General features: G+C 58.6%; 15 protein-coding genes and 1 pseudogene. 9 read left to right on the top strand and 7 right to left on the bottom strand.

Annotated features, from left to right (window positions below):
- Positions 1-65: 65 nt before the first annotated feature.
- From H3L91_RS09000 to parE, 3 genes and pseudogenes are all read right to left on the bottom strand, one after another.
- A complete protein-coding gene (locus tag H3L91_RS09000) occupies positions 66-1,037 on the bottom strand; it encodes a protein C- splicing region (protein WP_007343461.1) in 972 nt (323 codons plus the stop codon).
- A 190-nt stretch (positions 1,038-1,227) separates the two neighbouring features.
- A pseudogene (locus H3L91_RS12635) lies at positions 1,228-1,329 on the bottom strand (IS1595 family transposase); the annotation flags it as partial.
- 38 nt (positions 1,330-1,367) lie between these two features.
- A complete protein-coding gene (parE, locus tag H3L91_RS08990) occupies positions 1,368-3,353 on the bottom strand; it encodes a DNA topoisomerase IV subunit B (RefSeq protein WP_040659058.1) in 1,986 nt (661 codons plus the stop codon).
- Between the two features lie 383 nt (positions 3,354-3,736).
- Between parE and H3L91_RS08985 the strand changes: the two genes are divergently transcribed.
- Positions 3,737-4,744 (top strand): IS5 family transposase, encoded by a 1,008-nt coding sequence (locus H3L91_RS08985; protein ID WP_182109823.1) that lies wholly within the window; start codon positions 3,737-3,739, stop codon positions 4,742-4,744.
- A 192-nt stretch (positions 4,745-4,936) separates the two neighbouring features.
- Here H3L91_RS08985 and H3L91_RS08980 read toward each other — a convergent pair whose 3' ends face one another.
- Positions 4,937-7,096 carry a TonB-dependent siderophore receptor gene (locus tag H3L91_RS08980; RefSeq protein WP_007343459.1) on the bottom strand — a complete coding sequence of 720 codons (2,160 nt, stop codon included), beginning with the start codon at positions 7,094-7,096 and terminating at the stop codon, positions 4,937-4,939.
- A 229-nt stretch (positions 7,097-7,325) separates the two neighbouring features.
- On the opposite strand from H3L91_RS08980, the gene tenA reads away from it, so the two are divergent.
- From tenA to H3L91_RS08965, 3 genes are all read left to right on the top strand, one after another.
- Positions 7,326-7,979: a thiaminase II gene (gene tenA, locus H3L91_RS08975; protein WP_040659618.1), complete on the top strand. Its 654-nt coding sequence runs from the start codon at positions 7,326-7,328 to the stop codon at positions 7,977-7,979.
- Between the two features lie 168 nt (positions 7,980-8,147).
- The gene (gene ispF, locus H3L91_RS08970) at positions 8,148-8,666 is read left to right on the top strand and encodes a 2-C-methyl-D-erythritol 2,4-cyclodiphosphate synthase (RefSeq protein ID WP_007343456.1); all 519 of its coding nucleotides are present in this window, start codon (positions 8,148-8,150) and stop codon (positions 8,664-8,666) included.
- 133 nt (positions 8,667-8,799) lie between these two features.
- A complete protein-coding gene (locus tag H3L91_RS08965; RefSeq protein WP_007343455.1) occupies positions 8,800-10,170 on the top strand; it encodes an FAD-binding domain-containing protein in 1,371 nt (456 codons plus the stop codon).
- Here the strand turns inward: H3L91_RS08965 and H3L91_RS08960 are convergent.
- On the bottom strand, positions 10,149-10,295 hold the full coding sequence (locus tag H3L91_RS08960; RefSeq protein ID WP_007343454.1) for a hypothetical protein: 147 nt from the start codon (positions 10,293-10,295) through the stop codon (positions 10,149-10,151). The two genes, H3L91_RS08965 and H3L91_RS08960, sit on opposite strands and share 22 nt — an antisense overlap.
- Positions 10,296-10,806: 511 nt before the next feature.
- On the opposite strand from H3L91_RS08960, the gene H3L91_RS08955 reads away from it, so the two are divergent.
- Positions 10,807-12,807 carry a TonB-dependent receptor domain-containing protein gene (locus H3L91_RS08955; protein ID WP_007343451.1) on the top strand — a complete coding sequence of 667 codons (2,001 nt, stop codon included), beginning with the start codon at positions 10,807-10,809 and terminating at the stop codon, positions 12,805-12,807.
- A 387-nt stretch (positions 12,808-13,194) separates the two neighbouring features.
- On the opposite strand, the gene H3L91_RS08950 is transcribed toward H3L91_RS08955, so the two are convergent.
- Both H3L91_RS08950 and H3L91_RS08945 read right to left on the bottom strand, forming a co-directional pair.
- Positions 13,195-14,676 (bottom strand): surface lipoprotein assembly modifier, encoded by a 1,482-nt coding sequence (locus H3L91_RS08950; protein ID WP_007343449.1) that lies wholly within the window; start codon positions 14,674-14,676, stop codon positions 13,195-13,197.
- 116 nt (positions 14,677-14,792) lie between these two features.
- Positions 14,793-15,719: a Slam-dependent surface lipoprotein gene (locus H3L91_RS08945; protein WP_007343448.1), complete on the bottom strand. Its 927-nt coding sequence runs from the start codon at positions 15,717-15,719 to the stop codon at positions 14,793-14,795.
- A 554-nt stretch (positions 15,720-16,273) separates the two neighbouring features.
- Here H3L91_RS08945 and H3L91_RS08940 point away from each other — a divergent pair.
- The 4 genes from H3L91_RS08940 to orn all read left to right on the top strand — a co-directional run bounded on the left by H3L91_RS08940 (position 16,274) and on the right by orn (position 22,838).
- On the top strand, positions 16,274-19,564 hold the full coding sequence (locus H3L91_RS08940) for a TonB-dependent receptor domain-containing protein (protein ID WP_007343445.1): 3,291 nt from the start codon (positions 16,274-16,276) through the stop codon (positions 19,562-19,564).
- Between the two features lie 514 nt (positions 19,565-20,078).
- The gene (hisC, locus tag H3L91_RS08935) at positions 20,079-21,146 is read left to right on the top strand and encodes a histidinol-phosphate transaminase (protein ID WP_007343442.1); all 1,068 of its coding nucleotides are present in this window, start codon (positions 20,079-20,081) and stop codon (positions 21,144-21,146) included.
- Between the two features lie 37 nt (positions 21,147-21,183).
- Complete coding sequence (hisB, locus tag H3L91_RS08930; protein WP_007343441.1) at positions 21,184-22,104, top strand: imidazoleglycerol-phosphate dehydratase HisB; 921 nt, start codon at positions 21,184-21,186, stop codon at positions 22,102-22,104.
- A 179-nt stretch (positions 22,105-22,283) separates the two neighbouring features.
- On the top strand, positions 22,284-22,838 hold the full coding sequence (gene orn, locus H3L91_RS08925; protein WP_007343440.1) for an oligoribonuclease: 555 nt from the start codon (positions 22,284-22,286) through the stop codon (positions 22,836-22,838).
- Positions 22,839-22,916: the final 78 nt, after the last annotated feature.

Genomic DNA, 22,916 nt, shown 5'->3' with positions numbered 1-22,916 from the left:
AATGCAGCCTGAAAAAGGTGGGGCAGGGTTTTCAGGCTGCATTTTGTCGGGTTTTGCAACCCAACCTACGCTTGCTTACCCCTGTGTGCTTCGGGGTTACGGCCGATAAAGTCGCTCAATTCCTTCTTACCGCGGATTTCCAGGCTGTCCACCCGGCTGCGCCGCTCTGCGCCGCAATTCTGGTTGTGCACCAGGATGCCCGGATAATCGACACAATAGGTGTGGTAATCCTCGACCTCGATATTGTAGACCGTGGTGCGGTAGCGGCGGTAATGCCGTTGTCCGTCCTCGTCCACATACAGCAGGTTCTCGTCGTTCGGCACGTCCAGCCAATCCCGTGTCGGACGGTTCCGCGATTCTTCATCCAGCACCATATCATAGGTGTTGCCCCGATCCGACTGCTCCCAGCCGTAGGCCAGATTGATCGGCTGTATCCAAGCCTGGTCGGTATCGCGGTAGGCATACAGCGGGCGGTAATCCTCTACTACATAATAATCACGAACACCCAACACCACATCGCCGCGCTCGAGCTGGTCGGCGCGCTTCCACACCGGCTGTTCGTACAACCGCATTTCATAGGGGGTGTGCTTAAATGCCCACAGGGCTTCGTATCTCGCCCTGCCTTCATCTCCGGCAAACACGTATTCGCCGTCGTCGTAATCGCAGCCCTTCCAATAGGCGCCGAGCTTACCGAATTGGGGATGCTCAAGAATCAGGTTGGTAACCACGCCGTACACGCAGAACGGGTGGTTGGGAGTAACGGCCAGGATTCCCGCCCCCCCCCCGTTCCTTTCGGGGAATTGGGAGAAATTCAACATTACCACTTCCTTGTCTTCATAACGGAAGGTGTTCACCACCCGCTTGGGCACGGCCTCGCCGATGCCGTTTTCCGGCCGCGACATGACAAGGTCGCCTACCTTCAACTCGTCTATCGGCGTCCAGCCTTCTTCCGTTTCTACCAAGGTGCCCTTCATAAAGCAGCCCATGCTGGAGGATAGGGCGTTTTCTTTGGCCTGTTTGTAGATAAATTCGTGCATTGCATCTCCCGAGAGATTGTTTTTCAAGGCATCCGCCTTGAAGTCGTTAAAGGATTTCGCCGATACTACGGCATGTAAGCTAGACCGCTACCCCATGCAGGCTACGCTTGCTGCTTTTTGTTGGGGTGGGCAAGACGAGCTGCGCTCACCTGATAACGTCATATTAATCCAGGGGCTTAGAAAGCAAAAATCATTTCAAAGGATCTTTTCGCAGCATTTTCAGCAGTACTTTGTACAAATCATCATGCCTGTGATTAAAGCGGAATTCGGTTTCTTTCAAGTGCAGGTAAAACGTATGATGAAGCTGTTTTCAGACGGCCTCCTGCCGCATCAGACATCCACTTCGGCGGTGTCGCCCTCGCGTTCCATCCAGCTTCGGCGGGCGGCGGCTTCGCCTTTGCCCATCAGTTTGACGAAGATGCCGTAGGTTTCTTCGCCCGCGCCTTCGGGGATTGCTACCCGCAGCAGGCGGCGGGTGTCGGGGTGCATGGTGGTGTCTTTGAGCTGGTCGGGGTTCATTTCGCCCAAGCCTTTGAAGCGGCTGATGGAATAGGCGGTTTCTTTCACGCCTTCTTTTTGCAGCCGCTCCAAGATGCCGTCGAGCTCGTTTTGGTCGAGCGCGTAGAATTTGCGCGCGGGTTTGCTTTTGCCCTGCGCGTTCACGTCCACGCGGAACAGCGGCGGCTGGGCAACGTAAATATGGCCGTCGGCAATGAGTTTGGGGAAATGGCGGTAAAACAGGGTGAGCAGCAAAACCTGGATGTGCGAGCCGTCCACGTCGGCATCGGAGAGAATGGCGATTTTGCCGTAGCGCAGGCCGGAGAGGTCAGGGCTGTCGTTTGCGCTGTGCGGATCGACGCCGATGGCGACGGAAATGTCGTGGATTTCGGCGTTGCCGAAGAGTTGGTCGGGATGGACTTCGAAGCTGTTGAGCACTTTGCCGCGCAGGGGCAAAATCGCCTGCGTCGCCTTGTCGCGGGCGAGTTTGGCCGAGCCGCCGGCGGAGTCGCCTTCCACCAAAAACAGCTCGTTTTCGCGGATGTCTTCGCTTTCGCAGTCGGTGAGTTTGCCGGGCAGTACGGCCACGCCGCTGCCTTTTTTCTTTTCGATTTTTTTCACGGAACGCATCCGCGCCTGCGCCTGACGAATGGCGAGTTCGGCGATTTTTTTGCCGTATTCGACGTTTTGGTTCAGCCACAATTCGAGCGGGTCGCCCGAGACGGCGGCGACGAGTTTGAGCGCGTCGCGGTTGGTGAGTTTGTCTTTGGTCTGGCCTTGAAACTGCGGGTCGAGCACGCGGGCGGACAACACAAACGCCACTTTGCCGAACACGTCGTCGCTCTGCACTTTCACGCCGCGCGGCAGCAGGTTGTGCAGGTTGATAAAGTTGTTCACGGCTTGGAACACGGCCTGTTTCAGGCCGGCTTCGTGCGTGCCGCCCAGCGGGGTGGGAATCAGGTTGACATAGCTTTCGTTGGCGCACGAGCCTTCTTCCAGCCATGTGAGCGCGAAGGCTGCGCCCTCGCCTTCGCTGAAATCGCCGTTATGGCCGTCTGAAAGATAGTTTTCGCAGGCAAACAGCGGCACGGCTTCCTGCGCTTCGCTGATGAGGTCGTTCAGATAGCCTTTCAAACCCTCGGGATAATGCCAAACCTGCGTTTGCGGCTGGGCCTCGCCTTTGACGGGGCGGGTGAGCGACACGGTAACGCCGGGCAGCAGCACGGCTTTGGCGCGCAGCAGGCGTTCGAGTTCGGCAATGCTGTAATTGGGGCTTTCAAAATATTTGCCGTCCGGCCACACGCGCACTTCGGTGCCGCTGTCTTTGGCGGCGCATTTGCCGGCTTCGTGCAGTGGCTCGATGACATCGCCGCCGGAAAACGCGATGCGGTGGATTTTGCCCTCGCGTTTGACGGTTACTTCCAAGCGGGTGGAGAGCGCGTTGGTTACGGACACGCCCACGCCGTGCAGGCCGCCGGAGAAGGCATACGCGCCCTCGCCGCTTTTTTTGTTGAACTTGCCGCCCGCGTGAAGCCGGGTGAACACGAGTTCGATCACGGGCAGCCCTTCGGTGGGGTGGATGCCCACGGGAATGCCGCGCCCGTTGTCGCGCACGGAAAGCGAGCCGTCGGCGTGGATTTCCACTTCGATGCGGTCGGCAAAACCGCCCAAGGCTTCGTCAGCGGCGTTGTCGATGACTTCCTGACAGATGTGCGTCGGGCTGTCGGTGCGGGTGTACATGCCGGGGCGTTCTTTCACCGGCTCCAAGCCTTTGAGCACGGTGATGCTGGATTCGGAATATTGGCTGTTTCTGCTCATGGCGGCGTCGCTGCGTGCGGAAAAAAAGGCGCGTATTCTAGCACGAAGCCCGCCCCCGCCCGCGCGGCACGGGCGCACGGCGGGTTCGGGGCGGAAAAGGCCGTCCCCGCCTACACGAGGATGACATTTCTGAAAACACACTTCAACGAAGTTGAAACACAGCACACGTTCTCGCCACAAAGCGGTGCACGCGTTCCCTGCCGCATCACGAATCCGCGTGTTTCCCGCCAAACAGAAACCGCGTGCGTGGTTGCGCCACACACCCTACATAGGGTTCGGCACGGGTGGAATGTCGGAAAGGCCGTCTGAAAAACGGTAAGAGACCTTTGCAAAATCCCCCCCAAATCCCCTAAATTCCCACCAAGACATTTAGGGGATTTCTCATGGGCACCTTCTTTCAGCAAACCGCACAAGCCATGATTGCCAAACACATCGATCGCTTCCCACTATTAAAGCTGGATCAAGTGATTGATTGGCAACCGATCGAACAGTACCTGAATCGTCAAAGAACCCGTTACCTCCGAGACCACCGCGGCCGTCCCGCCTATCCCCTGCTGTCCATGTTCAAAGCCGTCCTGCTCGGACAATGGCACAGCCTCTCCGATCCCGAACTCGAACACAGCCTCATCACCCGCATCGACTTCAACCTGTTTTGCCGTTTTGACGAACTGAGCATCCCCGATTACAGCACCTTATGCCGCTACCGCAACTGGCTGGCGCAAGACGACACCCTGTCCGAACTGCTGGAACTGATCAACCGCCAACTGGCCGAGAAAAACCTAAAAGTAGAGAAGGCATCCGCCGCCGTCATTGACGCCACCATTATTCAGACCGCCGGCAGCAAACAGCGTCAGGCCATAGAAGTCGATGAAGAAGGACAAGTCAGCGGCCAAACCACACCGAGTAAAGATAAAGATGCCCGTTGGACAAAGAAAAACGGCCTCTACAAACTCGGTTACAAACAACATACCCGCACCGATGAGGAAGGCTATATCGAGAAACTGCACATTACCCCCGCCAATACCCATGAGTGCAACCATCTGTCGCCTTTGCTGGAAGGGATAGCCGAAGGCACGACCGTCTATGCCGATAAAGGCTACGACAGTGCGGAAAACCGGCAACATCTGGAAGAGCATCGGTTGCTGGACGGCATTATGCGCAAAGCCCACCGCAACCGTCCGCTGACGGAAGCGCAAACCAAACGTAACCGATATTTGTCGAAGACCCGTTATGTGGTCGAACAAAGCTTTGGTACGCTGCACCGTAAATTCCGCTACGCCCGGGCAGCCTATTTTGGGCTGATTAAAGTGAGTGCGCAAAGCCATCTGAAGGCGATGTGTTTAAACCTGTTGAAAGCGGCTAATAGGCTAAGTGTGCCTGTTGCTGCCTAAAAGGCGGCTCGGATGCCTGATTATCAGGTATCCGGGGAGGATTAAGGGGGTATTGGGGTAGAATCAGTGGATATTTGAAACAAAAACAGCCAAAAATCTTTATTTAGGTTTCGGCTGTCGGGGAAAAAGGAATTTTGCAAAGGTCTCGGTAAAACGGTTTTCAGACGGCCTTTTTGCAGGTGCGGCGTTGTTTTAGAACCGGTATTTGAACCCCAGCACCGCGTTGCGCCCTTCGCCGTAGGCGAGGAAGGTGGAGAGGGTGCGGTAGCGGGTGTTGAACACGTTGTTCACGTTCAGCGTGGCTTCGGCGTTTTTGCTGATGCGCCATGCGGCCATCACGTCGAGCAGGGCGTAGGATTTCTGCGTGGCCGATGCTCTGGCGCGCGCGAGGGCGGCGGAGTCGGTTTCGTCGGTGAGCGCGCTTTTGTTGATGTTGGACGTTTTGCTCTGCCAGCGCAGGCTGCCGCCGAGGGTGAATTTCTCGTTCAAGTCGTAGGTGGTGGCGAGTTTGATTTGGTGTTTGGGCAAATCGGCTTCGTAGGAGTCTTCGCCGCCTCTGCGGTTTTGCACGGTGTAGCCTGCGCTGACGAACCAGTTGTCGTTAATGCGGCCGGCGGCTTCGGTTTCAAAGCCGCGTGTGCGGATGTTGTCTTCGGAGACGTAGTAGTCGCCGCTTTCCACGTATTTGGGCATGCCGTTTTTACGGGTGTCAAAGAGGGCGGCGGAGACGTTGAGGCGTTGGTCGAAAAATTCGCCTTTGAGGCCGACTTCGATGTTGCGGCCGGTGGTGGGCTTGAGGAATCGTCCGTCTTGGCCTTTGTCGAACACGGGCTCGAAGGAGGTGCCGTAGCTGGTGTAGGCGGAGAGTTGGTCGGTGAGGTCGTACACGGCGCCGATGTAGGGGGTGGCTTTGCTGCGGCTTACTTTTTCGTTTGTGCCTTCAACGTGTTCGGCTTTCTGCATGGTGATGCGGCTGTACCGTGCGCCGCCGATCAGGGCGAGGCGCTCGGTGGGGCGGAAGCGGGTGGCGAAGTAGCCGCCGAACTGGCGGGCGCGGATGTCGTCGTCGGCGGTGTATTCGTAGTCGGCGGGGTTGGCGGGGCGCAGGCTGCGGTCGTTCAGGAAGTCATGCAGGCCGAAGGCGTTGTCGTAACGGGCAAAGCGGCTGGGGGCGCGGTTTTTGGTGTTGAAGCCGCTGATGCCGAACAGGATGTCGTGTTTGCGGCCGAGAAGGTTGTATTTGCCGTCCACCGAGGCGGCGAAGCTGTGGGTGGTGCTTTTTTCGCTCGAATCGGTTTCGAGCAGGTCGATTTGGCGGGTGTCGTGGTCGGTTTTCATCGCCGCGTAGCCTTGGCGGTCGTGTATGGTGTTGCGCGTCCAGTTGTATTCGAGCTTGGTTTTCCAGTCGGGCGAAAAGCGGTGGCGTACTTCGGCGAACACGTTGCGGCTGCTGTATTTGTAGGATGTGCCTTTGGGCGAATTGTTGGCGTGGCGGCTGATTTCGTTTTTCAGCGGGTAGCCTTCGCTGTCGTAGGCGGTGGGCAGGAAGATGGGGGTGTCGGTTTCGCGGCGGTTTTGCAGCTGGGTGCCGACGGAGAGGGTGGTGGCGGGGGCGGCATCCCATTCGGCCACGGCATAGAGGCTGCTGTTGCGCATTTTCGCGTCTTCGGTTTGGTAGCCGCTGCGGTCATGCCCCGCCACGATGCGAGCGCGCAGGCTGCCCTCGGCGTTCAGGCTGCCTGAAACGTCGCCGTTTACGCCCCAACGGCTGTGGTTGCCGATTTCGGTGCCGATTTCGGCTTTGAAGTCTTTGGTGGGACGTTTGCGCACGAGGCTCACTTGTGCGGAGGGATCGCCCGTGCCGCCCAAGAGGGCGGACGCGCCGCGCAGCACTTCCACGCGGTCGAGCGCGCGGGTATCCACGCCGCCCCAGCCTGTCCACGAGTCTTTGCTGAAACCGGAGCTGCGGTAGGGTACGCCGTCCATCTGGAAGTTTTTCACTTCCATGCCGCGCGAGTGCAGCCCGACATAGCGGTCGCTGCCGCCGCTGCCGCTTTTGACGGTTACGCCGTTGGTCTGCTCCATCACTTTGCGCAGGCTGTCGAGCTTCCAGTCTTCCATCTGTTTGGAGGTGGTTACGCTCACGCTCTGCGGCGTTTCGCGCAGGGTCATGGCGATGCCCAGCGGGGCGTAGGTGCCGTCGGTGGAGTAGCCTTGGTTGAGGCTGGCGGGTTTGCTGCCGGTTACGGTTACGGTGTCGAGGCCGGCGGAAGTTTGCGCGTCGCCGTCGGCTTGGGCGCAGAGCGGCAGCAGGGCGAGGGCGAGCAGGGAGAGGCGGAAGGGAGTTTGCACGGTTTGTCCTTTGAAAATTGGCGGTTAACAGATAACAGAAAATCAATGTGTCGGGATTTTATTACAGAATCACGTGTTATGTCGGGAAAACGTTGCCAAACGGCAAGATATGTTTGCCTTTGCGGACGTTTGGCCGCAACACTCACCCGTTTGCCCGCCCGATGCCGCCGCCGCTATAATCGCCGCGCCGTTTTCAGACGGCCTTATGTCATGCAAACAGGAGCAAACGATGTCCGCCACCCGACGCTTTATCGAAGAATCCGCCGCCCAATGGCAGGCCTATACCGAACACGAATTCGTCTGCCGCCTCGCCGACGGCAGCCTGCCGCCCGAGTGCTTCCGCCACTATCTGAAACAGGACTACCTCTTTTTGCACCACTACGCCCGCGCCCTCGCGCTGGGCATGTACAAAAGCGGCAGCTTCAACGAAATCCGCGCCTTGCAGCAGAGCCTGAACGCCATTCTTGACGAAACCCTGCTGCACGTCGGCTTCTGCGCCCAATGGGGTCTGGCCGAGGCCGACCTGCTGCGCGAACCCGAATCCGCCGCCTGCGTCGCCTACACCCGCTACGTGCTCGACTGCGGCATGCAGGGCACGCTGGCCGACCTCTACGCCGCACTCGCCCCCTGCGTCATCGGCTATGCCGAAATCGGCCGCAACCTCGCCGCGCGCGGCCCCGTGGCCGACAACCCCTATCAGGCGTGGATCGACACCTACGCCGACCCCGCCTTCCAGTCCGCCGCGCAAGACTTTGCCGCCGCCCTCGACGCGCTGTGTGCAGACCAAAGCGCAAACCGCCTCGCCGAGCTGTCCGCCGAGTTCCGCACCGCCACCCGCATGGAAGCCGCCTTCTGGCAGATGGGGCTCGATTGCAGCCTGTGAACGGCATTTGAGGCCGTCTGAAAAACGGATTTTCAGACGGCCTTATATCCGCCAAGCAAATAGGCCGTCTGAGAGCGCGGCTCTACCATAAAAAAACCGTTTGAAGTTTTTAAAAAACAGATTTTCAGACGGCCTCCAATCCCAAGCCAAACCACAAAAGGAAACCCCATGACCCTGCGCATCGGCCAAGGCTACGACGTACACCAACTCACCGCCGGCCGCCCCCTCATCCTCGGCGGCGTGCACATCCCGCACGAAAAAGGGCTGCTCGGCCACTCCGACGCCGACGCGCTGCTGCACGCCCTCACCGACGCCCTCTTGGGCGCGGCCGGCCTCGGCGACATCGGCAGCCACTTCCCCGACACCGCCGCCGAATTCAAAGACGCCGACAGCCGCGCCCTCCTGCGCGCCGCCTGCCAAAGCGTGCGCGATGCGGGCTGGCGCGTCGTCAACGCCGACACCACCCTCATCGCCCAACAGCCCAAACTCGCCCCCCACATACCCGCCATGCGCGCCAACATCGCCGCCGACCTCGGCCTTGCCGAAAGCTGCGTCAGCATCAAAGGCAAAACCAACGAAAAACTCGGCTACCTCGGCCGCTGCGAAGCCATCGAAGCCCAAGCCGTCATCCTGCTGGCACGCGACGACGGCAAACCGCCGCGCCCGCCCGTTTTTCAGACGGCCTGAGGCTGTAAAGGCCGTCCCCGCCTGCACGGGGATGACGTTTCTGAAAAAGGCGGAACACATGTTTTCAGACGGCCTCAGCCTTCCCGCCCGCCAACCCGCCGCGCGATAACGTATAATCCGCCGCAACCGTTGATTGTCAACAGGCCCTGAGAGGCCGTCTGAAAAAGCCGGAAAAGCCAACCCCGCCCCCAACCCGTCCGCCGATATGCCCGAACAACCGAAACTGCTCCTGCTCCACTTCACCCGCAACCTGCGCCTGGCCGCCAACCCGCTGCTGCACGCCGTGCAATACGGCATCCCCGCCGCCGCCGTCTACTTCCTGCCCGCCCACAGCAACCCCCGCCAAATGTATTTCCTGAGCCAGACGCTCGCCGAGCTTTCAGACGGCCTCGCCGAATACGGCATCCCCCTGCACGTTTTCGAGGGCAGCCCGACCGAACACCTCAACGCCCTGATGGCGCGTTACCCCACCGCCCGCCTGATTACCGCGCAACACATCCGCCTGCCCGACGACCCGTCCTGCCGCGTGCAGTATGTGCAGGAAGAAATCCTCCCCCTGCCCGTGCGGCGCACCACCCTCGACACCTCCCTGCCGCCCGACCTTGTCGTCTACCGCGACGCATGGCTGCGCAAAGCGGCCAAAAGCGCGGAGGAAACCGACAGCACGCCCGACAAAGCGGCGGTGCGCCGCGTGCAGCAGCACCTGCCGCCCGAGTTGCGCGACGCCCCGCCGCCGCCCTCCGTGTCCGCGCAAACCCTGCCGCAAACCGGCGGCGAAACGGCGGCCTGGACGGCGTGGCGCGCCTTCACCCCCAAGCTGCCGTATTACGGCCTGATGCGCGACTTCCCCGCGCAAAAAGGCACCTCCCAGCTCTCCGCCGCCCTGCGCTTCGGCCTGCTGCCCGTGCGGCGGCTGGCGCGCACGGTGCAGGTGATGGGCGGCGAATCGGCCGAAAAATGGCTGCACAGCGTGTTCTACGGCGACTACTGCCGCCGCCGCATGCCGTTTGCCGCCGGCCTGTGGGCATGGGAAGACGGCGCACTGGTCGAAATCCGCCCGCCCGCCGCCGCGCCCGCCATGCCCGCTTTGAGCGAAGAACAGGCCGCCGCCTTCGACCTGTGGCGGCGCGGCCGAACCGGCGTGCCCCTCATCGACGCGGCCATGCGCCTGCTCGACGGCGGCGGCTGGATGCACCCCCGCCTGCGCTCCCTGTGCGCCGCCTTCGCCGTCTCCGCCCTCGGCATCCCCCAGGCCGCCGGCGAAGCCTGTTTCGCCGCCGCGCTCACCGACTACGACTATTCCGCCAACCGCGTCGGCTGGCAGACTGCCGCCGCCGCCCGCATGAAAAACCCGTTCGCCGAATCGCAAAACCTCGACCCCGGTGGCCGCTTCATCCGCAGCCACCTGCCCGAAATCGCCCACCTGCCCGACAACATCATCCACGCCCCCCACCGCGCCGGCAGCGGCGTCTCCCTCAACGGCTACCCCGCGCCCATCGTTTGAAACAAACACTGTCGTGCGCCGTAAGTCTGAAACAAGAGGCCGTCTGAAAAACCTGTTTTCAAGGTTTTCAGACGGCCTCTGCTTTGTTTGCCCATGCCGAACCCGTTGCAGAGTGTGTCGCCCAAGGCGGCGCACGCGGTTTATGCCGCTTTCGCGTCAGGCCGTCTGAACAACGTTTTTTCAGACGGCCTCTGCGTTTTGCGCGATTCGGCAGGGTGGGTCTCGACCCGCCATTCGCAGGAAGCGGCACGGTTGCGGTGATTGCGGTGGGTCAAGACCCACCCTACATCTCAACCAATACCGAACCTGCCGTAGGGTGTGTCGCCCCGAGGCGACGCACGCGTTTTCTGCCGCTTAACGGCAGGCCGTCTGAATAATGTTTTTCAGACGGCCTCTTTTAACTATGTTCGCCTCCCCCAATGCGTGCGTAGCTGCGCCACACACCCTACCCGAACGGCAACAGGCCGTCTGAAAATGTGTTTTCAGACGGCCTCTTCTTTCGTGCTGGTGTTATAAAATACAAATGTAAACAAGTCATAATCAGCTATACGGAACAATCAAACTCGTTTACACTACGCTTCGTTTCATCCGATTTGTTTAACCGTTTTCAAGCAAAACCACAAAAAAGGTATTTTTATGTCCGCATCGTCCTTACCTGTCAGACTCAGCCTGCTCACCCTCGCCCTCGCCGCAGGCTTCGCCCATGCCGAAGACCCCGCCGCCGCCGAAGGCAGCCTCGAAACTGTTACCGTCAAAGGCGCGAACCTCTCCACCCACCGCATCACCACCCAGAAAATCGACGAATCCACCGACACCGACCTCAAAGAACTGCTGTTCAGCGAGCCCTCCATCGGCTTCGGCGGCGGCAACGGCACCTCCCAATGGGTCAACATCCGCGGCCTCGGCCAAGACCAAATCGACTTCAAAGTGGACGACGCCTACATGGACACCTCCACCTTCCACCACCAAAGCCGCTTCCTGCTCGACCCCTCGCTGGTGAAAGTCGTCGCCGTGCAAAAAGGCTCCGGCTCGGCCTCCGCCGGCATCGGCGCCAGCTCCGGCGCGATTGTGGCCGAAACCGTCGATCCTTCCGACCTCTTGCGCCCCGACCAAAACTTCGGCTTCAAAGTGAACGCCGGCGTATCCAGCAACAAAGGCTGGAACAGAGGCATCTCCGCCTACGGCCGCGCCGGCGGCTTCGACGGACTTGTCGTCGGCAGCTGGAACACCGAAAAAGACTACAAAGCCGGCAAAGGCTACACCAACCCCGGCGTAACCGGCGGCGAACGCGTCCCCTTCTCCGCCTTGGGCGAACGCGGCCTCTTGGCGAAAATCGGTTACAGCTTCAACCCCGACAACCGCGTCGAACTGAGCCGCCGCCAAGAAAGAACCTACGGCCAGCGCACCATGCGCGAAGAATTCGTCGACTTCGGCCGCAACCCCGCCTCCTACCGCCGCTACACCCAAGACACCACCAACCTCGAATACCAGGGCGCGGACTTGGGCTTCGTCAGCAAAATCAAAACCAACGTCTACCAAATGCAGACCAAGCGCGAAGACGGCGATGACGGCGCAGTCAAAAGCAAAGCCACCGGCGCGAACCTCAACCTCGACAGCCGCATCTTCGACAAACACACCCTCAAATACGGCGTGAACTGGCGCAAAGAGAAAAACCACCCCGACCTCACCGGCAGCGCGGCGGCCAACGAAAACAAAACCGACTACGGCGTCTACCTCGAAGGCATCTGGGACTTCCACCCTGTAACCCTCACCACCGGCCTGCGCTACGACCACTTCAAAGTCAACACCACCGGCCACACCTCCGCCTCCAAAGGCAACGTCAACCCCAGCCTCGGCATCATCTACGACCCGCTGGACAACCTCTCCCTGCGCGCCAGCCTCAACTACGCCACCCGCAGCCCGCGCCTGTACGAAGCCATGCTCGCCGGCAGCCGCAACATCGTCGTCGATCCCGACCTGAAAGCCGAACGCTCGCGCACCACCGAAATCGGCTTCAACTACCGCCCCATCCGTGACCTTTCCCTCACCGGCAGCTACTTCTGGCAGCACATCAGCAACGTGCACGACTTCGTCTGCCTGAGCGGCAGCTGCGGCGGCGGCCGCGCCACCTACCGCAGCGGCATCACCCAGTCCACCAACAACGGCTACATCAAAAACAAAGGCTACGAACTCGGCGCGAACTACCGCTGGCGCGGCCTCACCGCCCGCATGGGCGTCGCATACAGCGACCCCAAACACCACGCCGAAAAAGAGTCTTACGACCTCAACACCAAAGCCCACGCCGTCGGCCGCACCTGGACGGCCGGCCTCGCCTACCGCTTCGACAAACCCAACCTCGAAATCGGCTGGCGCGGCCGCTTCGTCCAAGCCCGCACCGGCACCCCCGACCGCGGCGCGTCGTCCAACACCACCGAACGCCGCGCAGGCTACGGCGTGAACGACATCTACGCCAACTGGAAACCCACCGGCAAAGACAACCTCAAAATCAACTTCGCCATCAACAACGTGGCCAACAAGTACTACTACTCCCACAGCCAGCGCAGCTCCTCCTCTTCCGGCAACTCCCTGCCCGAAGTCGGCCGCGACGTCCGCTTCGCTGTGAACTACAAGTTCTAAACCCGCCCGTTCGGGCACAAACAGGCCGTCTGAAAATCCGTAAAACGGGTTTTCAGACGGCCTGTTTCTATGGTGCGGCGGGGGCAGCCGAATCTTCCGTAGGGTGTGTGGCGCAGCCACGCACGCGGTTTTTCGGGACGCGGGCAGCGGGATTGGTGATGCGGCAGAGAACACGTGCGCCGCCTTGGGGCAACACACCCTGCCTACACGACAGTCGTAGGTCGGATACTTGTATCCGACATTGCCGTTGCGGCGGGATTTTCCCCTTGCGGGAAAACGTCGGATTCGGGAATCCGGCCTGCGGTTAAACAACAGAGGCCGTCTGAAAACTGTTTTTGGCTGCGCCGAAACTGCGTTTTCAGACGGCCTCCTGCATGTCTGCCGTGTTTAAAAACGGTATTTCAAAGCCAGGGCGTATTCGTTTTGGCGGTAGGCGTAGAAATCGGAATTGCTGCGGGCAAGGGTGCGTTTGAAGCGCAGCTCGGGGTAGATGTTTTTAAACGAGAGTTTCGATGCGCCGAGGGCGGCGGTGAAGATGGTTTGGCGGTCGCGGCGCGGCTCGCCTGCGGTGAGGTAACTGCCCGCGTCGTAGCGGCTTTTGCGGTAGAGGGCGGCGGCGTTGAAATAGATGCCGTTTTGGAACATTTTGTAGCCGCCGATTCGGGCGGTGTATTCCTTGCTGCTGGACGCGGCGTAGGGATATTTGCGGCGGGTGAGGTCGATGCCGCCGTAAAGGCCGAGGCCGTCTGAAAAGGTGTAGCCCAGCCCCACGCCGCCGGTGTAAAGCGTGTAGTCGCTGTAATACTGCCGCTCCTGTTCGAGGTATTTGACGCGGCGGCCTTCGGCGCGGGCGTTGAGCGACCATTTGGCGTTGAGATTGCGCTCCCAGCCCGCTTCCGCGCCCCATGCGCGGTAACGGCTGCGGCTGCCGCGATAGTAGTGCTCGAAATAGGGGGTAAGGGTGAAATCGTTGCGGGCATCGGTGTATTCGTAGCCCGCATACAGCGCGGCGGTGTTTTCGCTGTACGGCTCGGGCGGTTCGGACTGGGTGTCGTCGCGGCGGTATTTGGTGCCGTAGGAGAGGCCGCGCAGCAGCAGGTTGTGGTGGCCGCGCAGGGGGATTTTTTTGGCGGCAACCGCGCTGTACTGCCAAAACGCCGAGCCGACCGGCTCGGGCAGGCTGCGGTAGCTGAAACACTGCCCCATAAACATGCCGACGCATTCGCGCTTGCCATTGCCCTGGTTGATGTTGTCGTTGTAGCCGCCGCCGATGCTGAGGCTGCCGTGCCAGCGGCGGCGGCGGTCGAGCGCGGCAAGATAGCCCTGCACCATTTCGCGGGTTTCGGGCGGGATGTCTGTTTTTACGACTTGTTCAAACTGCGCCTGCGATTCGCGGGTTTGGTTGTCCTCGCCGTAGAGCCGCGCCAGTTCCAAGTTGATCCGCACATCCTCGGGTGCGGTTTCATGTGCGGCCTGCATTTTTTCCAGCGCGGCGGCGGTTTTGCCCTCCGAGCGCGCCAGCAAGCCTTCGGCCATCAAGACCAGTTGCGGCTTGTGGTCGGACAAGTTGCGGTAGCGTTGGAGGAATTCGCGCACTTTGCCCCACTGCCTGCCGTCGATTGCGTAGTAAATGCCCAGTTTCAAATCGTTGGCGGTGTTCGGCACGAGATAGGTTTCGCCGTCGATTTCGATGCTGCCGCTGTCGGAGAGGCAGTCCCGAGGGCGGGAGGCTTCGCACTCTGAAAAGGCTTCGGCCTGCTGCTGGCGCATTTGGAAACGCGCGTTGTCGAGCAGCAGGCGGGTGTCGTCGTCGTCGGCAAAGGCGGCGGCAGACAAGAGCAGGGCGGGCAGCAGGGCATATTTTTTCATCGTCGCTCCAAATAAGCGGGGGAAACCGGATTATCCGGTTTCCCCTTGGCTTTGGCATTTTTCAATCTTTAACTTTAAAAGGAGTTCTTGAAACATCTAACCGTTTTCAGACGGCCTTACTGCTTGCGGCCGCCGAAGGCCACATCGTCTTTGCGGTCGTTTGTGCCGCGTGTGGCGATACCGGCCATCGCTTCCGCGCCTTTGCCGAAGAACTGGCCGCTCATGCCTTGCGAAGCATCGGCGAATTTGCCGTCGTTGTTGGTAATCACAGCTTTGTTAAAGCTCAAACTGTCGCTGCCACGGGTAATTGCGCCGCTCATACTGCCTTCTTTTGCTGTGCCGAACTTAGCGGTTACTTTGCCGCGATAGAAGTCGTTCTGACCCGGAACATGCTGGTTGATACCGACCACATCATAGGTAACATTGGCCAAACCTTTGGTGCTGCCGGTCGGATTGTCGCCTGCGTACCAAACGGTATGGTTATTGTCTTTCAGATTCAGGTCAGTGCTTTCTTTGACGACTGCCCCAGATTTACGCGGCGCCCATTCGCCGAAATATACGCCGCTGCCGTCAGAGAGGTTTTTTACTTGGCCGATCACCAAGCCGCCGAATTTCGGAGCAATGGGCAGGAACGGATCACCAAGCTGGCGTACGGAATAGACATCAATATTTTGCGCCCGTTTTTCATACCAAATCTGACCCAAGGTGTCGTTTTTAAAGAATCCGGCTACGGGATTGACATCTTTAACAGTCAGATAATTCTTGAAGTTTGCACCTTGCACATTGGCGGTAAAGTTATTGCCGTTAATGGCTTTACCGCCGTATTTTTTGTTGATGTGTTTGACCGGACCATCACCGATATTGATACGGATAGAACTGTTGTTAATCTGCAAAGCGGCTTTTCCTGCGCCAAACGGGATGGCAGTTGATTCCTTGCTGGTATTTACCAAGTTCGGATTTGACGATTCGCCGCCCACTGCCATTGCAAAAGCGGATGAAGTCAGAGCCAGGGTTGCGGCCAATAATTTGATTTGGGGATTCATAGTAGATTTCCTTTTACGTAAAAAATACAGAAAAAGGCTGTTGTCAAAACCAGCCTGCGTTTTTTGCGCGGGGCGCAAAACTTGCGGCAGATTTGTGTTTCCGAAGATTGGCCGCTTTTTTCAGACGGCCTTATTTTGTTTTGGCGGGGTAAAATTTGTGAATTCCGACGGTGTTTCCGGCAGTGTTGCGATAAGCCGCCGCTGCTGTCGGATTTATGGATGCGGATAATAATCCCGCTTTTTCGGATTTGCAAGCATTTTTTCAAAAAAATTTTATGTGAAGGTTTGTCATTGAAAAATAATATGAAAGTGAAAATTATGATTTACGATATATATGAGCGCAGGTAAGAAAGTCTGTGTATTCCAATCGGGGAAAACCGTTTTCAGACGACCCAAATGTAAAGAAAGCCACTTGCCCTTATCAAATCTTTGCAAATACCGTACTATCTGCCCCAGCCGTCGCAGAACGGTTTTATTTTCTACGAATCCCAAAACACAAACCGCTCCGAAATCCGGCCGCAAAGGCCAAACCCCAATAAAACCAAGGAGCAAAAATGAACAACAGCAAACCCAAAATCCTGGCCGCCTGTCTCGGCCTGCTTTTCTGCGCACCCGAATTGTGGGCGGCGGATGAAGCCTCCCCCCCGCAAAAACCGTCCGAAAGCAACGCGCTCGATGCCATCACCGTGCGCGGCAGGCGGCTGAAAACCGATGAAAAAGGCGAGGCGCAGCAGTTCCGCAAAAACGTGTCCAACGCCTATCTGGGCAAGGAGTATCTCGAACGCTACCAAACCGATGCGGCGGGCGACATCCTCAAAGGCTTGAACGGCGTGTACAACATGAATACCCGCAACGCGGGCAGCGCGATCACACCCAGCATACGCGGCATTTCCGGCAAAGGCCGCATCCCCGTTACCATCGACGGCACGGAACAAACCGTGGATGTGTGGATGAACAACTACGGCACGGCCGATAGAAATTATGTCGATCCCGCCCTGTTCCGCAGCATTGCCGTGGAAAAAAGCCCCGCCATGACGCGGGGCGTGAAATCGGGCGTGGGCGGCTCGGTGGCGATTTCCACCATTGAGGCCGACGATATTGTGCCCGAAGGCGACAAATGGGGCGTGCAAATCAAGGGCAGCTTTTCCGACAATACCGCCAAGCCGCGCGTGGATAATTTGAAATATTTGGGTTGGGAAGATTACCGAACCATTCCCGGCCATCCGATTGCAGACGGTCCTGCGGGCGGAGTGGAAAGCACGGGTGAACGTTATCGGGCGTTGACCTTTACCAATTATGTAACTCCGAGCAGCCGCACCCATAAATTATCCGATTTCAAGGGCGACCGATCGGGGATGATAGCCACAGCCTTTAAAACCAGTCTTGCAGACGGCCTGATTGCATACAGCGATCGTAAAAAGGGCAATTATTTCTCCGGCAAGCGTGGTGCGGGCGGCTATCTCTACAACCCCGTTTACGATTCCGACTATGCCGATTTCGGCAATACATCGGGCACGATGATTCCCAATATGGCCAAGCTCTACCGGCCGGGCGAAGAGGTGTTCAACACCAATGTCGAAAGCAAAAGCCTGCTGCTGAAAAACAACTGGCATCTGCCCGACAATCAGAAAGTCAGCCTCAGCTACCTGCGCACCCGCGTGCGTTTCGGCGAAAACAACCCGTTTTACAATGCGCTGGTGCTCGGTTTCAGCAACGCATACAATTTTGTCGGCCAGCAGCCAAGCTATTATCCGATTCAGGGGCTGGATTCTCGCATCCAAAGCAAAAGCCACAAAATCGGCTATGAATGGAAGCCGGAAAACAGCCGCTGGATAGATTTGCAGGCCAATATCTGGCGCACCCGCACCGACAGCAGCCGCCATCAGAGCGGCGGCCCCGAATTGAATGTCGGTCTTGCCGACAACAACTACGACAACTGGGTTGCCTGCCATATCCGCCACGAAACGCCGGAAGAGCTGCGCCGCTTCGGCATGACTTGCGCGGATGTGCCCAAAGAAGAGCCGAAAAAGGAAGACCCGCCGATTCCCGGCGCATACCGTGTCCGATCGGGTTCGGAACAATACACCCGCGCTACCCGTCTTGGCGCGGACATCAGCAACCGCTTCCGTCTCACCGACAATCTGAGCATGACCGTATCGGCCAATATCCAGCATGAAAAACTGGACGAAAGCACGCAGATTTCCAATAACGACAACGACTTCTACAACATCATCGGCGCAGTCAGCACCGCCACTGCCATTGCCGGCCCGCGTGCCGGCCGCCGCCACGAATGGGGCGGCGGCGTGGTGTTCGACTGGCAGCCGACCGGCCGTCTGAACATTCAGGCAGGCGTGCGCTACGACAAATTCTGGGCATACGACGACGCGCTGGCTAAGGCGCGGCGGGAAAAGAAAAACCCGTTTTATTCTTCCGATATGCAGGGCGGACAGGGTGAGGGCTATATCATTGGTACGAAACTTCCCTACTACGAACTTATTGCCAACAGGGAAGAAGCCGACGATGTACGCCGAATCCAGGGTGCACACAATGGTTCGGATATCGATGAATTGAACAGACTGATCGATCAGTTTAGGAATAAATACGGTTACGAATACAACTCGGTAGACGGCGTAACCAACTTCACAAACTACGATGATATTTTAATTACTGATCCCAACGGAAACCGATCACCGTATGATAAGTTGGATGGTGCCGTTTACCGCCTGAAATTTGCCTACGCACCCTATGTCAACGGCCAGTATCAAGGCCCAATATTTCGCAAGGAACAATTTGACGAAAGAATCGATAATCCTCAGGGGTTAAAAGAGAGCTATTTCAAATATCTGAACGGTATGGCCGAGCATTATCACGGAAGAGATGCGAATTACTTGGAAACAAAAAATTTGCCTTATCAGGCGCGCAATGCTTCTCCGGTCAGAAAGAAACCCGAAACCGAAGAAGAAATCTGGCCGACGCCCAAACACCTCAAAGCGCACGCCTGGTCGCCGATGCTGGCCGTCAGCTACGATTTGACCGACAACGGCCGCCTGTTCCTGCGCTTTGCCCAAGCCACCCGCTTCCCCAGCATCTACGAGGCCACCACCACCAACGTCAACCTATTTGATCCCTACAACACCGAATTCCACCTCAAACCCGAGCGCAGCACCAACTGGGAAATCGGCTATGCCTTTAACTTCGCTCCGTACAGCAAACGGCTCAAAGCAGGCGATGTGCGGCTGACCTACTACAACAACACCATCAAAAACGCCATCGACATCAGCGAAAACAAAAACCTTGTCCAATACGACAAAAAACAAACCGCCGGCATCGAGCTGCAAAGCCGCATCGACAGCGGCAGATGGTTTGCCTCCTTCGGCGCGAATTACCGCCTCAAACAGCGCACCTGCGACAAAACAACGGCGTGGAACTACGACATCTACAACAACCGCATCCCCGAATGCATCGACGGCGGCTTCGGCGCAACCCGCTTTTACCAGAGCATGCAGCCGAAATACTCGCTCAATCTCGATGTCGGCACTCGCCGCTTCAACAACCGCCTGGAAATGGGCATGCGCGGCACCTACCACAGCACCGTTAGCACCAAACAGCAGGACGAGCTGGCCGCGCAGGGTCTGGCGCGCATCCTCGAAGCCAGCGGCCGCCCCTACCACTGGCGCGCCGCGCTGGTATTCGACATGTACGCCAAATACCAAGTCGGCAAACGCTTCGGCCTGAACTTCGGCATCACCAACCTCACCAACCGCTACTACCTCGACCCGATGTCCAACGTCCCCATCCCCGCGCCGGGACGGGCGGTAACATTCGGATTTACTGGGAAATTCTAACGCGCTCGTGAACGATGCGCGACAAAAAGGCCGTCTGAAAACCTGCAAAACGGGTTTTCAGACGGCCTTAAACCTCTGCGCCAGCTTGGATGCCTCTCAACAGCGTCATTCCCGCGCAGGCGGGAATCTTGTCGGAATTTTAGCAAGGGTTTGTTTCTTCAAAATTTATTCAAACTCAGCCAAGATTCCCGCTTGCGCGGGAATGACGGCATTTTCTGATGTTTGGCTGTGAGACAAATAAAACAAATGCTCGTGCCGACAACAATAAAGCCGTTTATGAGGTAGGGTGTAGACGGTAAAACGGGTATTTTCGTGTTGTTCCTATATATAAAAACCACGATTTGATACCGTATGCCGGCATGAGTAATGGGAAAACAGGTAAATATTGCAGTATATTCCCTGTGTTTATGTATAATACGGCAGATGGTTTTATGAATTTCCCCAATGTATTTATATAAAGCATGCCGCTTTGCCAAAACAAAAACGGCATGTCCGATAAAGGAAACAGCCAAGCATGGACGCAATACAAAATCTTGTCCGAGAAAATATCAGAAACATGGCGGCCTATGCCGTGGCCGACGTGCCCGCTTCCTTCGTCAAACTCGACGCCATGGAGCTGCCCTACCGCTTTCCCGAAGACCTGCGCCGCGAGCTGGCAGCCGAGCTGGCGGAGGCGCAAATCAACCGCTATCCCAACCCCGCCGCCTGCGGTTTGCAGCCGTTGCTGCGCGCCACCTTCGATATCCCCGAAGCGGCGCGGATTGTGCTGGGCAACGGCTCGGACGAACTGATCCAGCTTCTGACCATGCTGCTGGCCAAGCCCGGCGCGAAGATGCTCGCCCCCGAGCCCGGCTTTGTGATGTACCGCCACAACGCCGCGCTGTTCGGCATGGAATATGTCGGCGTGCCGCTGAACCCCGATTTCACGCTGAATTTGGATGCCATGCTGGCCGCCATCGAAACCCACCGCCCCGCGCTGGTGTTTCTCGCCTGCCCGAACAACCCCACCGGCGTGCCGTTTTCCCGCGAAGACGTGCAGGCGGTGATCGACGCCGCGCCGGGCGTGGTGGTGGTCGACGAAGCCTACGGCGCGTTCAGCGGCGGCAGCTTCCTGCCGCAGGCGGGCGGCGCGGAAAAACTGGTGGTGCTGCGCACATTGAGCAAAATCGGCTTCGCCGGCCTGCGGCTGGGCTACGCCTGCTGCCATTCCGCGCTGGCGGCCGAGCTGGCGAAAATCGTGCCGCCCTACAATATGAACCAGCTCAGCCTTGCCGCCGCCAAATTCGCCCTGCGCCATTACGGCTGGGTGGCGGAAAAAATCGACATTTTGAAACACGAACGCGCCCGGCTGGCGCAAGAGCTGGCCGCGCTGCCCGGCGTGCGCGTCTTCCCCAGCGAGGCCAATTTCCTCACCGCGCGCGTGCCCGATGCCGCTTCGGTGTTCGACACACTCAAAGCAAACGGCATCCTGATCAAAAAACTGCACGGCGCACATCCGCTTTTGGAAGGCTGCCTGCGCTTCACCGTCGGCACGCCCGAGCAAAACCGGCAGGTGCTTGCCGTGTTAAAAACCGTTTTTTAAAACTTTTTCAAACGCTTCCCGAAAGGAATCAACCATCATGGCCACAGACAAAAAAGCCGTCCGCACCGAAAACTTCCTGCGCCTGGTCAAAGAGGCCGGCAACGTGTCCAAACTCTCCCGCGCCTGCGGCTACAAAAACCCTGCCTCGCTGCACCAGCTCAAAAACCGTCTCGACAAAAACCCCGAAAACGGGCGCGGCATCTCCAACGTGCTGGCTGCCAAACTCGAAGAAGGCATGGGCAAACCCAAAGGCTGGATGGACAGGAAACACACCGAACGCGCCCCGAAAGCCGAAACCCCCGCGCCCGAAGCCGCGCAGCACACCGCCGCGCCCCTGCCCGTCCCCTTCGTGCCGCAGCAGGGCGGCCGCTGCGTAACCGTTACCCGCAACACCAGCGAAACCCAGATCACCATCACCCTGAACCTCGACGGCACCGGCCAAGGCCGCTTCGACACCGGCGTGCCCTTCCTCGAACACATGCTCGACCAAATCGCCCGCCACGGCCTCATCGATTTGGACATCACCTGCAAAGGCGACATCCACATCGACGACCACCACACCGTAGAAGACATCGGCATCACCCTCGGCCAGGCACTGAAACAGGCACTGGGCGACAAAACCGGCATCCGCCGCTACGGCCACGCCTACGTCCCGCTCGACGAAGCCCTCAGCCGCGTCGTCCTCGACCTCTCCGGCCGCCCCGGCCTCGTGTACAACGTCAACTTCGTCCGCGCCTGGATCGGCAGATTCGACGTGGATCTGTTCGGCGAATTCTTCCACGGCATCGTCAACCACAGCATGATGACCCTGCACATCGACAACCTCAGCGGCGACAACGCCCACCACCAGGCCGAAACCGTGTTCAAAGCCTTCGGCCGCGCCCTGCGCATGGCCGTGGAATCCGACCCGCGCATGAGCGGCAGGATGCCCTCCACCAAAGGCACGCTTACCGACTGAGGCCGTCTGAAAGCACGGCTTCGGCGCAGCCAAAAGCAATCCGGCAGGTCGGGCATGAATGCCCGACCTACGCATGAAAGGCCGTCTGAAACCGCACTTTCAGACGGCCTTTCCCTTCCCACCGCGCCCTCGGCTATAATCGCGCCCGTTTTTTTCCAACCCGCGAAAGGCTGCCCGCCATGGCGCAACAAAACGCAAACAATCTCTGCTGGCTCGACATGGAAATGACCGGCCTCTCCCCCGAAACCGACCGCATCATCGAAGTGGCCGTCATCATCACCGATTCCGATTTGAACGTATTGGCGCAGTCGCCGGTGTACGCCGTCCACCAGAGCGACGAGGTTTTGGACGCGATGGACGAATGGTGCACCGCCACCCACGGCCGTACCGGCCTGACGCAGCGCGTGCGCGAATCGCAATACACCGAAGCCGAAGTGGAACAAAACCTGCTCGATTTCATCGCCGCGTGGATACCGGCCCAAGCCTCGCCGATGTGCGGCAACTCCGTCCACCAGGACCGCCGCTTCATGCAGAAATACATGCCCCGCCTCGAAGCGTACTTCCACTACCGCAACCTCGACGTGTCCACCCTCAAAGAGCTGGCCAAACGCTGGAATCCCGCCGTGGCCAAAGGCGTGGTCAAACGCGGCTCGCACAAAGCCCTGGACGACATCCTCGAAAGCATCGAAGAAATGCGCTACTACCGCGACCATTTCCTGAAACTGCCGCAATAGGCGGCAAAACACAATAGAGGCCGTCTGAAAACCCGTTTTACGGTTTTCAGACGGCCTCTTATGCGTAGGTCGGGCATT

The sequence above is a fragment of the Neisseria bacilliformis genome (genome assembly GCF_014055025.1).
In the GTDB taxonomy this organism is placed as follows: Bacteria; Pseudomonadota; Gammaproteobacteria; order Burkholderiales; family Neisseriaceae; genus Neisseria; species Neisseria bacilliformis.
This window is presented reverse-complemented; position numbering and strand designations above follow the sequence as displayed.

What these genes read in the sequence shown, in the direction of transcription:
- H3L91_RS09000 (WP_007343461.1), bottom strand. Translation starts at nt 1,037, where the DNA reads ATGCACGAATTTATCTACAAACAGGCCAAAGAAAACGCCCTATCCTCC.
- parE (WP_040659058.1), bottom strand. Translation starts at nt 3,353, where the DNA reads ATGAGCAGAAACAGCCAATATTCCGAATCCAGCATCACCGTGCTCAAA.
- H3L91_RS08985 (WP_182109823.1), top strand. Translation starts at nt 3,737, where the DNA reads ATGGGCACCTTCTTTCAGCAAACCGCACAAGCCATGATTGCCAAACAC.
- tenA (WP_040659618.1), top strand. Translation starts at nt 7,326, where the DNA reads ATGTCCGCCACCCGACGCTTTATCGAAGAATCCGCCGCCCAATGGCAG.
- ispF (WP_007343456.1), top strand. Translation starts at nt 8,148, where the DNA reads ATGACCCTGCGCATCGGCCAAGGCTACGACGTACACCAACTCACCGCC.
- H3L91_RS08955 (WP_007343451.1), top strand. Translation starts at nt 10,807, where the DNA reads ATGTCCGCATCGTCCTTACCTGTCAGACTCAGCCTGCTCACCCTCGCC.
- H3L91_RS08950 (WP_007343449.1), bottom strand. Translation starts at nt 14,676, where the DNA reads ATGAAAAAATATGCCCTGCTGCCCGCCCTGCTCTTGTCTGCCGCCGCC.
- H3L91_RS08945 (WP_007343448.1), bottom strand. Translation starts at nt 15,719, where the DNA reads ATGAATCCCCAAATCAAATTATTGGCCGCAACCCTGGCTCTGACTTCA.
- H3L91_RS08940 (WP_007343445.1), top strand. Translation starts at nt 16,274, where the DNA reads ATGAACAACAGCAAACCCAAAATCCTGGCCGCCTGTCTCGGCCTGCTT.
- hisC (WP_007343442.1), top strand. Translation starts at nt 20,079, where the DNA reads ATGGACGCAATACAAAATCTTGTCCGAGAAAATATCAGAAACATGGCG.
- hisB (WP_007343441.1), top strand. Translation starts at nt 21,184, where the DNA reads ATGGCCACAGACAAAAAAGCCGTCCGCACCGAAAACTTCCTGCGCCTG.
- orn (WP_007343440.1), top strand. Translation starts at nt 22,284, where the DNA reads ATGGCGCAACAAAACGCAAACAATCTCTGCTGGCTCGACATGGAAATG.